General features: G+C 73.5%; 14 protein-coding genes. 6 read left to right on the forward strand and 8 right to left on the reverse strand.

All coding sequences use genetic code 11. The features are described 5' to 3' along the window. Positions 1-8 precede the first annotated feature (8 nt). Positions 9-674, forward strand: coding sequence for a potassium channel family protein (locus HCJ94_RS06335; RefSeq protein ID WP_168000031.1), 666 nt, complete (start codon positions 9-11; stop codon positions 672-674). Positions 675-676: 2 nt separating this feature from the next. Beyond that, positions 677-1,366: a potassium channel family protein gene (locus HCJ94_RS06340; RefSeq protein WP_205800812.1), complete on the forward strand. Its 690-nt coding sequence runs from the start codon at positions 677-679 to the stop codon at positions 1,364-1,366. 48 nt (positions 1,367-1,414) lie between these two features. Here HCJ94_RS06340 and HCJ94_RS06345 read toward each other — a convergent pair whose 3' ends face one another. The 4 genes from HCJ94_RS06345 to dut form a co-directional block, all read right to left on the reverse strand. Further along, positions 1,415-2,092 (reverse strand): DUF3159 domain-containing protein, encoded by a 678-nt coding sequence (locus tag HCJ94_RS06345; protein WP_168000033.1) that lies wholly within the window; start codon positions 2,090-2,092, stop codon positions 1,415-1,417. Further along, positions 2,089-2,469, reverse strand: a complete 381-nt coding sequence (locus HCJ94_RS06350) for an OB-fold nucleic acid binding domain-containing protein (protein WP_168000034.1) — start codon at positions 2,467-2,469, stop codon at positions 2,089-2,091. The genes HCJ94_RS06345 and HCJ94_RS06350 overlap by 4 nt, the downstream gene beginning before the upstream one ends. 168 nt (positions 2,470-2,637) lie before the next feature. Next, on the reverse strand, positions 2,638-3,321 hold the full coding sequence (locus HCJ94_RS06355; protein ID WP_168000035.1) for a DUF3710 domain-containing protein: 684 nt from the start codon (positions 3,319-3,321) through the stop codon (positions 2,638-2,640). Between the two features lie 90 nt (positions 3,322-3,411). Next, positions 3,412-3,924: a dUTP diphosphatase gene (gene dut, locus HCJ94_RS06360; RefSeq protein WP_168000036.1), complete on the reverse strand. Its 513-nt coding sequence runs from the start codon at positions 3,922-3,924 to the stop codon at positions 3,412-3,414. A gap of 84 nt (positions 3,925-4,008) precedes the next feature. Between dut and HCJ94_RS06365 the strand changes: the two genes are divergently transcribed. Next, on the forward strand, positions 4,009-4,497 hold the full coding sequence (locus HCJ94_RS06365; protein WP_309227166.1) for a DUF3093 domain-containing protein: 489 nt from the start codon (positions 4,009-4,011) through the stop codon (positions 4,495-4,497). Positions 4,498-4,503: 6 nt separating this feature from the next. Here the strand turns inward: HCJ94_RS06365 and HCJ94_RS06370 are convergent, their stop codons facing one another. Both HCJ94_RS06370 and HCJ94_RS06375 read right to left on the reverse strand, forming a co-directional pair. Next, entirely contained in the window at positions 4,504-5,334 is an 831-nt protein-coding gene (locus HCJ94_RS06370; RefSeq protein WP_168000038.1) for a hypothetical protein, read from the reverse strand. Positions 5,335-5,479: 145 nt separating this feature from the next. Further along, complete coding sequence (locus HCJ94_RS06375) at positions 5,480-5,776, reverse strand: DUF4193 domain-containing protein (protein WP_007075406.1); 297 nt, start codon at positions 5,774-5,776, stop codon at positions 5,480-5,482. 432 nt (positions 5,777-6,208) lie between these two features. Between HCJ94_RS06375 and HCJ94_RS06380 the strand changes: the two genes are divergently transcribed. Continuing rightward, the gene (locus HCJ94_RS06380; RefSeq protein WP_309227175.1) at positions 6,209-6,721 is read left to right on the forward strand and encodes a LytR C-terminal domain-containing protein; all 513 of its coding nucleotides are present in this window, start codon (positions 6,209-6,211) and stop codon (positions 6,719-6,721) included. Positions 6,722-6,818: 97 nt separating this feature from the next. On the opposite strand, the gene HCJ94_RS06385 is transcribed toward HCJ94_RS06380, so the two are convergent. Beyond that, positions 6,819-7,640: an inositol monophosphatase family protein gene (locus tag HCJ94_RS06385; RefSeq protein WP_168000040.1), complete on the reverse strand. Its 822-nt coding sequence runs from the start codon at positions 7,638-7,640 to the stop codon at positions 6,819-6,821. Between the two features lie 287 nt (positions 7,641-7,927). Between HCJ94_RS06385 and HCJ94_RS06390 the strand changes: the two genes are divergently transcribed. After that, positions 7,928-9,544 carry an RNA polymerase sigma factor gene (locus HCJ94_RS06390; protein WP_168000041.1) on the forward strand — a complete coding sequence of 539 codons (1,617 nt, stop codon included), beginning with the start codon at positions 7,928-7,930 and terminating at the stop codon, positions 9,542-9,544. Between the two features lie 244 nt (positions 9,545-9,788). Next, entirely contained in the window at positions 9,789-10,022 is a 234-nt protein-coding gene (locus HCJ94_RS06395; protein ID WP_168000042.1) for a DUF7455 domain-containing protein, read from the forward strand. 220 nt (positions 10,023-10,242) lie between these two features. Here HCJ94_RS06395 and HCJ94_RS06400 read toward each other — a convergent pair whose 3' ends face one another. Further along, a complete protein-coding gene (locus tag HCJ94_RS06400) occupies positions 10,243-11,976 on the reverse strand; it encodes a DEAD/DEAH box helicase (protein ID WP_168000043.1) in 1,734 nt (577 codons plus the stop codon). Positions 11,977-12,143 lie beyond the last annotated feature (167 nt).

Consider the following 12,143-nt stretch of genomic DNA (forward strand, 5'->3'; position numbering starts at 1 on the left):
GGAACGCGGTGCATGTGGTGATCATGGGCTGTGGGCGGGTCGGCTCGACCCTCGCGCACAGCCTGGAGGCCCGCGGGCACTCGGTGGCGGTCATCGACCAGGACGCCGACGCCTTCCGTCGGCTCGGCCCCGACTTCGCCGGGATCACGGTGACCGGCGCCGGCTTCGACGGCGACGTGCTGCGGCAGGCCGGCATCGAACGGGCGGACGCGTTCGCGGCCGTCTCGAGCGGCGACAACTCCAACATCATCTCGGCCCGGCTGGCCCGGGAGACCTTCGGAGTCACCCGGGTGGCCGCCCGCATCTACGACCAGCGCCGGGCGCAGGTCTACGAACGTCTCGGCATCCCGACCGTGGCCACGGTGCGCTGGACGGCCGACCGGATGCTGCGGCACCTGGTGCCCGAGGGCAACGTGGAGCTCTTCCGCGACGCGACGAGCACCGTGTCGATCGTCGAGGTGCCGCTCCACAAGGACTGGATCGGCCGGCCCGTGCGCGGGCTGGAGGAGGCGACGGGCGCCCGGGTGGCGTACCTCATCCGGTTCGGCATCGGCACGCTGCCCACGCCGTCCACCGTCGTGCAGGAGGGTGACCAGGTCTTCATGCTGGTCACCGACGACATCGTGAACACCGTCACGTCGGTGGCGGCGCGTCCGCCGGAAGGGGGGCAGTGACCATGCGGGTCGCCATCGCGGGCGCTGGCAACGTGGGCCGCTCCATCGCCCAGGAGCTGATCGACAACGGCCACCAGGTCATGCTGATCGAGCGCCAGCCCAAGATGCTCCGGCCCGACCGGGTTCCGGACGCCGAGTGGGTGCTGGCCGACGCGTGCGAGCTCGCCAGCCTGGAGGAGGCCAACGTCGCCGGCTGCGACGTGGTCGTCGCGGCCACCGGCGACGACAAGGTCAACCTGGTGGTCTCGCTGCTGGCCAAGACCGAGTTCGCGGTCCCCCGGGTGGTCGCCCGGGTCAACCGGGCCGAGAACGAGTGGCTCTTCACCGAGCAGTGGGGCGTGGACGTCGCGGTCAGCAAGCCGCGCGTCATGGCCGCCCTGGTCGAGGAGGCGGTCACGGTGGGCGACCTGGTCCGGCTGATGACCTTCCGGCAGGGCGAGGCGAACCTCGTGGAGATCACGTTGCCGCCGACCGCCCCGTACGTCGGCCAGCCGCTGCGGGACGTGCCGCTGCCGCGCGACTCCGCGCTGGTGGCGATCCTGCGGGGCAAGCGCGTGCTGGTGCCCAGCCCGGACGATCCGATCGAGGCGGGCGACGAGCTGATCTTCGTGTGCACGGCCGAGGTGGAGGACGCCGTCCGCGCGGTGGTGCTGGGTCCGGACAGCGTCGAGCGGACCCGCGAGTCCCGCTGACCGCCGGGCCCGCCCGGCCGGCCCGTCAGGGCACGGCCGGGCCGGCCGTCAGGCCGTCGGTGCCGGGGACGACTCGCGGGTCACCCGTCGGACCGTCCAGACGGTGATCAGCAGCAGCAGCACGTACGGCGGGTAACCCAGCACCAGCCGTGCCACGCCGAGCGCGGTGTCCTGCTGGGCAAGGTAGAGGGCGGCCTGCACGCCGACCTTGGCCAGCCAGACCACGCCCCACAGCACGGTCAGCCCGGTGAACGTGCGCACCAGGCGCGGGTCCTGCCGCCAGTCGGAGCGGCCCTTGGCCACCAGCACCGACCAGATCCAGCCCACCAGGGGCTGCCGGATCGCCGCCGAGACCAGCAGCGCCACGCCGTAGCCGATGCCGTAGAGGATGCCGGGAAGGTAGAAGTCCCGCTCGTCGCCCGTCCGCCAGGCGATCGCGGCGCCGATGGCGATGCCGAACAGCCCGTTGACCGCGTGCCGGATCGGCCGCCGCTGTGCCAGCCGCAGGGCGGCGATGGCCACCGCCACCGCCACCGAGGCGATCACCGCGGGACGCAGGTCGCCGACGATGTTGGCCACCACGAAGACCACCACGGGAATGCTGGACTCCAGCAGGCCCCGCCAGCCGCCCAACTGGTCGGCCATCTGCTCGGCGATGGTCGGCAGCGGCTCCTCTTCGTCCGGCCCCGTGCCCGGCTGCGCCACCGGCTGCTGTCCCGTCGTCACTTTGGCGGCTCCAGCTCGTAGTACGGGTTGTAGATGACCTTGCGGTCGTCCCGCACGGCCACCCGGCCGCGCGCGGTCAGGTGCCGCCCGGGCTCGATGCCGGAGATGTGCCGCCGGCCCAGCCACACCAGGGTCACCACGTCGCTGCCGTCGTAGAGGTCCGCCTCCAGCGTCGGCAGGTTCGTCCGGGGGGTGTAGACCACCGTGCGGAGCCGGCCGGACACCGAGACCACCTGGCCCCGGCTGCACTGCCGGGCCGGCACACCGCCGTGCTCGGCGCTCTCCTGGCGCAGTTCCTGCGCCTCGATCTCCGCCTCGCTCGCGGTGAGCCGTCGCAGCATGCGCCGCAGCGAACCCCGCCGCTCGTCGGTCGACATGACCTCCGCGTCACCCTTCCCACGCTGGCCCGGCCCGAGGGCCGGTAGTGGACCCGGCCCCGACGCCGGGACCGCTCCGCCAGCGTACGCCGACGTGGCCGGCCCCGGCGCGGGCGGTGGACGTCGGTCCGGGCCTCCGGCGCGCCCGCGTGGTGACCTCGGGAGGCCCTATGCCTCCCGGGGCGCCTCGCCCGCGGCGGCCGTGGCGGCGCCGGCCGAGTCGGCCTGCTCGGCGACCTCGCGGGGCAGCCGCAGGGGCAGCGGCTCGCGGACCGGCTTCGCCTCCTGGCCCCGGTCGACCACCAGGCCCTCCAGGCAGGTGGCCAGCGGACCGGCCGCGGCCGGGTTGGTGGCCGCCTCGCCCTGGTAGACGCCGCGAACCATCCAGCGCGGCCCGTCGACGCCGACGAAGCGCAGGTCGGTGAGGCCGTCCGGGGTGCGAACCCGGGCCCGCAGCTCGGTGCCGTACTCGCCCTGGACCTCCTGGGCGGCGGCGCCGTCGTTGAAGAGGGACTGGCGGATCTCCTCGCGCACCTCGTCCCAGATGCCCTCGCTGCGCGGGGCGGCGAAGACGCCGAGCTGGAGCGCGTTCTGCCCGTGGACGAGCACGACCTGCTGGATCACACCCTGCTGGTCGGCCTGCACCCGCACCTCGACGTCGGGCACGGCGGGGATCTGCAGGCTGCCCAGGTCGAGCCGCTGCACCCCGGCCGGGGCCTCGCTGACGTCGTACGGGCCGCGCGCCGGCGGTTCCGGGATCACCGGCGCCTCAAGCACGTTGGCCTCGCGGACCTCGGTCCGCTCGTCACGCGTGTGCCGCCCGGCACCGGCCCGCTTTCGGGAGAAGATCACTGCGCACACCCTCCGCTGTTCGCACTCACCCTGCCACCTCTTCCGTCCGTCCGCCCGCCCGTTGGCGGACCGGCCGTCGGTCGTACCGCGTCACGGCGCCTCGGCCGCCGGTCGCCGGTCGTCCGTACCCGGTGCCGCGGGCGCCGGCACCAGGCCGGCGTGACCGCCGGTGGAGCCGTGCCCGCCGCTCCCCCGCCGGGACACGGGAAGCTCCGCCACCGGCTGGAACTCCGCCCGCGCCACCCGCTGCACGACGAGCTGCGCGATGCGGTCGCCGCGGAGGATCCGGGCCGGCGTGTCCCGATCATGGTTGATCAGGTTGACCAGGATCTCACCCCGGTAGCCGGCGTCGACCGTACCGGGCGCGTTGAGCACGGTCACGCCGAGCCTGGCCGCCAGCCCCGAACGGGGGTGGACCAGGCCCACGTACCCCTCCGGCAGCGCGATGGCCACGCCGGTCGGCACCAGGGCGCGCCCGCCCGGTGGCAGCTCGACGTCCGTGGCGGCCACCAGGTCCGCCCCGGCGTCGCCGGGATGGGCGTACGCCGGGAGCGGCAGCCCGGGGTCGAGCTGACGTACGGGCACGGGTACGACCTCGGTCACGGTTCCCCTCTTCCGTCCGGTTCCTGGGATGACCCTGCCATCCTGCCCGGTCGCCGGCCCGTCGTGCGCCGTACCCTTCACGACGTGAGCGTGTCCCCGTCCCCGTCGTACGCCGAACGGCTGAGCCTGCCCTGGTGGCTCTGGGTGGGCGGGCTGGCCGTGGCCGGCCTGTTCGCCGCCGAGATCTGGATGGGTGCCCCCGGCGTCCGGGCCTGGCTGCCGTTCGTCGTGCTGCTGCCCGCCGCCGTGGCCGGCATGGCCTGGCTGGGCCGGATCCGGGTGGCCGTCCGCGAGGGCGAGCTGCGGGTCGACGACGCCCGCCTGCCGGCGCGCTTCGTCGCCGACGTGGTGCCGCTGGACGCCGCCGGCCGGCGCGAGGTGCTCGGTGTCGGCGCGGACCCGCTGGCGTTCGTGGTGCAGCGGCCGTGGATCGCCGGTGCGGTGCAGGTGGTCCTGGACGACCCGGCCGACCCCACCCCGTTCTGGGTGGTGAGCACGCGCCGGCCGGTCGAGCTGGCCGAGGTGCTCCTCGCGGCCCGGGACGCCGAGCGCACCAGCCCCACCGGGCGCTGAGCCGGCTCAGGGAGTCTTCGGCAGCGCCGGTGGCGGGCCGGACAGGCTGCTGGCACGGCGCCGGAGGTCGGCGCGGAGTTCGTCGGCCATCGTCCTGGTCGCCCGCCGGTTGAGGTAGCTCGCCACGGCGGCGCCGGTGAGGAACGGGCCGAGCGTGGTGAGGTTGCGGCCGAGACGCTTGAGCAGCGTGTCGCGCAGCTCCCGGCGGGCCGCGGTGCTCAGCACCGCGCTCACCCCGACACCGGGCATCATCGGGTTGATCCCCCGCTTCGTGGCCCACGCCTGCACGAGCGCCACCGCCCGCTGCGTCCCGCCCGACGGCAGCGGCACGCGGTACACCTCGTGCAGCTCGCCGGTCAGCTTGAGCTCGATCGCCACCACCGCGACCGTCTCGGCGGCCAGCAGGGCCGGAGCCGAGAGCAGGGTCGGCGGGGCGGCCCACTCGACGGTCGCGACGCCGCCGCCGGCGGCGCCGACGCCCGCGGTGGCCCGGGCCGCGTTGCGGATCAGGCGTTCGGCCAGCGCCTCGTCGTCCAGGTCCGGGAAGTGCCGGCGCAGGGTGGCCCGGTCCCGGACCGGCACGCGCGGAGCGATCTCGGCGACCGTGTCGACCATCCAGCGCACGGCGGCCTTCGGTTTGAACAGGTCACCGAGGTTGCGCGGGCGGGCCTGCCCGACCAGCCGGCCGAGCAGCTGGCGGCGACGCGCCGGAGCGATGTCGTCGGCCGTCAGCGCGGCGACGGTGGCGCCGAGCTCGTCGCCGTCACCCGCCGGCCGGCCGGCGGCGCGCGCCGGATCCGCGCCGGACGCGACGTCCCGCTCGTTCCGCTCGGTCATGGCAGCGAACCTCCCGGATGGACACACCGCCGACCTGGCGGCCGTCCCTCACGAGTCAATCAGCTCCACCGGGCCGCCGCACGGCGACCGGAACGAGCGGCGGCCCCGGAATCGGGAGCCGCCGCCGGTGATGTCGCGAGGGCGGTCAGACGCACTCGCGGCAGATCAGCTCGCCGTTGCGCTCGACCGCCAGCTGGCTGCGGTGGTGCACGAGGAAGCAACGCGCACAGCGGAACTCGTCCTGCTGCATCGGCAGTACCTTGACCGTGAGCTCCTCGTCGGCCAGGTCGGCGCCGGGCAGCTCGAAGCTCTCCGCCACCTCGGCCTCGTCGACGTCCACGGCGCCCGACTGTGAGTCGACGCGCCGGGCCTTCAGCTCTTCCAGGCTGTCCTCGCCGAGGTCGACCTCGTCGCGACGCGGGGCGTCGTAGTCGGTGGCCATCGGTTTCACTCTCCCATGTCGATGTTGTCGCTTCCGGTTGTAACGCCGGACGACGTTGTTTCGGTTCCGCTGGCCGGCCACCACTTGTGTCGGTCACCCGACCCGGACGTGCCGGGCCGGTGCCGCCAGAGGAACTCCCCCGGCGAGCGCGGTACCTTACCCCCCCTTTGGGCGTGGCATGTATACCGCCCTCGTGGCAGAGATGTACGCCCCCGCACGGCAAGTTGTTCCCAATGTGACTCAGGCGACACGAAGATAGGGGTAGTAGTACCCGGTTCCCGGTCGGCGCGCCGGCATGTCCGCCTGTTTCCACGCGACGGCCGGACAACCGTTAACCTCAGCGGCGTACTCGACGGCCGGCCCGGCGGCCCGACCCGCCGGCGGCCGCCGCCACCCACACTGCCCGGGAGCGCCCTGATGAGCTTTGCGCGAGTGCGAGCACTCGTTGTCGTCGGTCTGCTGGGGGTGCTGGCGCTGGTCTTCGTGGTCGTCGCACTGGTGCGGGACACACAGAGCGAGGCGGGGATCGGCGGCGGCTGCCCGGAGGGCTGGCCGATGGCGGACGTGACGCTGCGCGAGCCCAAGGACGTGAAGATCAACGTGCTGAACGGCACGGACCAGATCGGCCTCGCGAACAAGGTCGCCAACGACTTCCGCAACCGGAAGTTCCAGATCAAGAAGACCGGCGACGAGAAGAAGCAGATCGAGGACATCGCGGTCCTGCGGTACGGCCCGAAGGGCGTCGGCTCGGCGCACCTGCTGCGGGCGTACTTCCTGGACAACGCCGAGGCCGAGTACGACCCCAAGCGCACCGACGACACCGTGGACGTGGTGCTCGGCAGCGCCTTCCAGCAGCTCGCCACCACGACCGAGGTCAACCAGTCCCTCGGCGACCTCGGCTCGCCGGTGGCGCCACCGGGCTCCTGCCCGACGCAGCAGGACTGAGCCCCGGCCGCGTCGCCGCCGACCGCCCTGGTCCGGCGGCTCCGCGGCCGGCACTCCGGCAGCGGGCGGCACCGGCGGGCCGTCGCCGGGCCGGCCGTCAGGGCCCGCCGGAGGCGTCGAGGTCGGCCAGCCGGTCGTGCAGAGGCCCGAAGAGCGCCGGTGGCGCGGCGACGACCATGTCCGGTCCGGCCGCCGCGCCGCCCAGCCCGGCGACCCGCAGCCCCGCCTCCGTGGCCACCAGCCCTCCGGCCGCCAGATCCCAGGCGGCGAGCCCCTTCTCGTAGTACGCGTCGACCCGCCCCTCGGCGGCGAAGCACAGGTCGATGGCGGCCGCACCGAGGCGGCGGATGTCGCGGACGTGCGGGATCAGCTCCGCCACCACCCGGGCCTGGTGGGCGCGGCGCTTCGGGTCGTAGCCGAAGCCGGTGGCGACCAGGGTCTGGCCGAGGTCCGTCTCGGTGGAGCAGCGCAGCCGGCGGCCGTCGCGCCAGGCGCCGCCGCCGGCCGTCGCCGTCCACTCCTCGCCCGTGCTGATGTTGCGCACCACGCCGGCGACCACCACCCCGTCGACCTCGGCGGCGAGCGACACGGCGCTGTGCCGGAGTCCGTACAGGTAGTTGACGGTGCCGTCGATCGGGTCGACGATCCACCGCACGCCGTCGGGCCCGGCGGGGCCGGTCCCCGCCTCGCCGTACTCCTCGCCCAGGACCGCGTCGCCGGGCCGCAGCCGGCGCAGCGCGTCGAGCACCTGCCGCTCCACCGCCCGGTCGGCGGCGGTCACCACGTCGGTGACGGTGCTCTTGGTCGCGGCGACCGAGACGCCCTCGGCCCGCATCCGGTACGCCGTCGTGGCGGCGTCGCGCGCCACCTCGATCGCGATGTCCAGCAGTTCCCGCGGCTCGGGCGCCGAGCGGACCATCCTTCGTCCCCTTCCCGCACGATCGGGGTGGTCCCGACCAGGCGCGGGTATCATCCTTACAAAGTCCACATCTGCGCCGAATCGGCGGTCCCGCCGCCGGTACACCGTGCGCCGCCGGATGATCGCCGTGGACGGCGTTACAATTCACCCTGCCCACGCGCCACGGACCGCCAGCGACCGGCCGGCCCGGGACACGGGGGTCCCTCAACGACATCGCCCGGCACAAGCGCTCCGCCTCGCGCCGGACGACCCGGCCGTGCTCGCTCTTCGCCTCCGGAAGGTCATTCGTGACAGAACCCCGCCAGACCGGCGCCGACGTTCGCTCGCTCACCGACACCCTGATCGCACACGCGCAGAGCGCCGGCGGTCAGCTCACGTCGGCCCAGCTCGCGCGCACCGTCGAGTCCGCCGAGGTGACTCCGGCCCAGGCCAAGAAGATCCTGCGGGCGCTCTCCGAGGCGGGAGTGACCGTCGTGGTCGACGGCTCGGCCACCACCGCGCCCCGCCGCCGGGTGGCGGCCGCGCGCTCGGCCACCCCGGCGTCCCGCGCGACGACCGCCAAGACCACGAAGAAGGCCGCCGCTCCGGCCCCGAAGCAGGCGCCCGCCGCCGACGAGGCCCCGGCCCCGGCGCCGCGGAAGGCCACCGCCCGCAAGGCCGCCGGCACCACCGCCGAGGTGGCCGCCAAGGCGGCGGCGCCGGCCAAGAAGACCACCCGGGCCACCAAGGCGACGGTGGCCGCGGCCGACCCGGCGAAGGCCACCAAGGCCGCCGGCAAGGCCAAGGGCGAGCCCGACGCCGAGGGCGAGATCGATCCGGAGGAGCTGGCCGCCGAGATCGAGGACGTGGTCGTCGACGAGCCGGCCGAGCTGACCCAGGCCGCCGAGACCGACGCCGCCAACTCGGCCAACGACAACGACTTCGAGTGGGACGACGAGGAGTCCGAGGCGCTCAAGCAGGCGCGCCGCGACGCCGAGCTGACCGCGTCCGCCGACTCCGTCCGGGCGTACCTGAAGCAGATCGGCAAGGTCCCGCTGCTCAACGCGGAGCAGGAGGTCGAGCTCGCCAAGCGGATCGAGGCCGGCCTCTACGCGGCCGAGCGGCTGCGCGCCGCCGACGAGGGCGAGGAGAAGCTCAACCGCGAGATGCAGCGCGACCTGCTGTGGATCTCGCGGGACGGTGAGCGCGCGAAGAACCACCTCCTCGAGGCCAACCTGCGCCTGGTGGTGTCGCTCGCCAAGCGGTACACGGGCCGCGGCATGGCCTTCCTCGACCTGATCCAGGAGGGCAACCTCGGCCTGATCCGCGCGGTCGAGAAGTTCGACTACACCAAGGGCTACAAGTTCTCCACCTACGCCACCTGGTGGATCCGCCAGGCCATCACCCGCGCCATGGCCGACCAGGCCCGCACCATCCGCATCCCGGTGCACATGGTCGAGGTGATCAACAAGCTCGGCCGGATACAGCGCGAGCTTCTCCAGGACCTGGGCCGCGAGCCCACTCCGGAGGAGCTGGCGAAGGAGATGGACATCACACCGGAGAAGGTGCTGGAGATCCAGCAGTACGCCCGGGAGCCCATCTCGCTGGACCAGACGATCGGTGACGAGGGCGACAGTCAGCTCGGCGACTTCATCGAGGACTCGGAGGCCGTGGTCGCGGTCGACGCCGTCTCGTTCTCGCTCCTGCAGGACCAGCTCCAGCAGGTGCTGCAGACGTTGTCCGAGCGTGAGGCGGGCGTGGTGCGCCTGCGCTTCGGCCTGACCGACGGCCAGCCGCGGACGCTGGACGAGATCGGCCAGGTCTACGGGGTGACCCGGGAGCGCATCCGGCAGATCGAGTCCAAGACGATGTCGAAGCTGCGCCACCCGTCGCGTTCGCAGGTCCTCCGGGATTACCTGGACTGACCGGCGTCGTCAACTGAACGTGTCGTTTTGAACACTTGGCGTGCAACGCCACATGGTGATCGTTCGGTTGCACGAATGTGATCGTTGGCGTGGCACCCTTGGTGCATGGCACGCTGTCGGAGCCATGTGTGACCTCGGTCCCCCGCGGGCACACAGGGAAGGCGAGGCCCGACAAGGGTGTTGCACGATAGGTGAGGAACGACCGAAGAGAGTGTTCATCGGTGACGACCAGAGGAGGAAGGCGATGACCCCGACCCTCACGCCGCCGCCCGAGACGGTGAGCCCCCCGGCCGCCGATGAACGGTGCGACCGCTGCAATGCTGCCGGCAAGCTCCGCATCACCCTCGCCGGTGGTGGCGAGCTGGTGTTCTGTGGGCACCACGCGAACAAGTACGCGGAGGATCTCGTGAAGATCACCGTGCGGTTCGCGGCGGACCCGGAGTTCAGCTGGCGTGGCGCCGATCTGATGGCGAACTGAGTCCGCAATCCGACATAAGGCCGGCCGGGCCCCTGGAGGGGCCCGGCCGGCCTTTTCGTGTCCCGACCCCGCGCCCCGCGCGGCGCGATCGCGCTCGAACCGGGAGGTGGTGGCCTCCGGCGAACCGGAGGCCACGTGATCTTGATCGCTGGGGGCGCAAACCAGACGATCGGGATCCGCGGCGCACCCCCGGGCGCGGGACGCGCCGGGGCCAACCGGATCACAGGGTCTGGACGGTCGCGATGCGTTCCTCGAGCTGCTCGATCGTCGCCTGGGCGCTGGGCGGGCCGCCGCAGAGGCGGCGCAGCTCGGCATGGATCTTGCCGTGCGGCTGCCCGGTGCGGTGGTGCCGGGCCGCCACGAGGGCGTTCAGCTGGCGGCGTAGGGCGACCCGCCGCTGTGCCGCGCTCATCGGTGCGGGCGGGGCGGCGGAGGCCGCAGCGGGCGACTCAGCGGGCCGCTCGGCCGCCCGGCGCCGCCGGGCGGCGAGTTGCTCGGCCTGCCGCTTGGACAGCAGCATGGCCACCTGGTCGGCGGTGAGCAGGCCGGGCAGGCCCAGGTACTCCTCCTCCTCCGGCGTGCCGGCCTGGGCCGCGGTGCCGAACGACGCGCCGTCGAAGATCACCTGGTCCAGCTCGGCGGTCGCGGAGAGCGCCGCGAACCTCTTCTCCAGCTCGCCGCTGGCCTGGTCGTCGCGCTGGGCACGCTCCAGCAGGTCGTCGTCGAAGCCCTCCCGGTCCTTCGGCTTGCCGAGCACGTGGTCCCGTTCGGCCTCCATCTCGCTGGCGAGCCCCAGCAGGTGCGGCACGCTGGGCAGGAACACCGACGCGGTCTCCCCCGGCCGGCGGGCCCGGACGAACCGGCCGATGGCCTGGGCGAAGTAGAGCGCGGTGCTGGCGCTGGTCGCGTACACACCGACCGCGAGGCGGGGGATGTCGACGCCCTCGGAGACCATCCGGACCGCCACCAGCCACCGCTGGTCGGACGCCGCGAACGTCGCGATACGGGCCGAAGCGCCCACGTCGTCGGAGAGCACCACGGCGGCCTTCTCACCGGTCACCTGCTCGAGGAGCTTCGCGTACGACCGGGCAGCCTGCTGGTCGCTGGCGATGACCAGGCCGCCCGCGTCCGGCATGCCGGCGTTGCGCAGCACGGTCAGCCGGGCGTCGGCGGCCCGGAGCACCTGCGGCATCCAGTCCCCGGCGGGGTCGAGCGCGGTGCGCCAGGCCTGCGCGATCAGGTCCTGCGTCATCGGCTCACCGAGCCGGGCGGCCAGTTCCTCGCCCGCGTTCGTGCGCCAGCGGGTCTCGCCGGAGTACGCGAGGAAGAGCACCGGCCGGACGACGCCGTCGCGCAGCGCGTCGGCGTAGCCGTACACCGCGTCGGCGCGGGAGCGCAGCAGACCGTCCCCGCCCCGCTCGTAGGTGACGAACGGGATCGGGTTGTCGTCGGAGCGGAACGGGGTGCCGGTCAGCATCAACCGCCGCTCGGCGCCCTCGAAGGCGGCCTTCACGCCGTCACCCCAGGTCCGCGAGTCCCCGGCGTGGTGGATCTCGTCGAGGATGACCAGGGTGCGGCGCGTCATCGTGCGCCGCCGGTGCACCTGCGGTGCCATGCCGACCTGGGCGTACGTGACCACGGCACCGTGGAAGTCGGCGGACGAGTGCAGGTCGGCGTTGCGGAAGGCGGCGTCGAGCTGGATGCCGACCCGGGCCGCCGCCTGCGCCCACTGGGTCTTGAGGTGCTCGGTGGGGGCGACCACGGTGACCGCGTCGACGGTGCCGTCCGCGAGCAGCTCGGCGGCGATCCGAAGGGCGAACGTGGTCTTCCCGGCGCCCGGGGTGGCGACGGCCGTGAAGTCGGGGTCACGGCGACGCAGGTACTCCACCAGGGCCTTGCGCTGCCAGGCGCGCAGGGCCGGGAACGTCTCGAGCGCCGGCGTCCGGGCTGCCACAGAAGCTCCTCTCCGACCGCCTGAGGGTGGGCACCGGCCGAGGGCCACGGGTGCCGCCGCCCATGAAAACGCCTCCGCGCAGTTGGTGCCGCGAAGGCCGACTCAGCATAACGGCGGGAGCCCGCACGCCCCACTCGACACAACAAGAGTCACACCGCCCCCAGGCA

Source organism: Micromonospora thermarum (assembly GCF_012034245.1).
Lineage (GTDB): Bacteria > Actinomycetota > Actinomycetes > Mycobacteriales > Micromonosporaceae > Micromonospora > Micromonospora thermarum.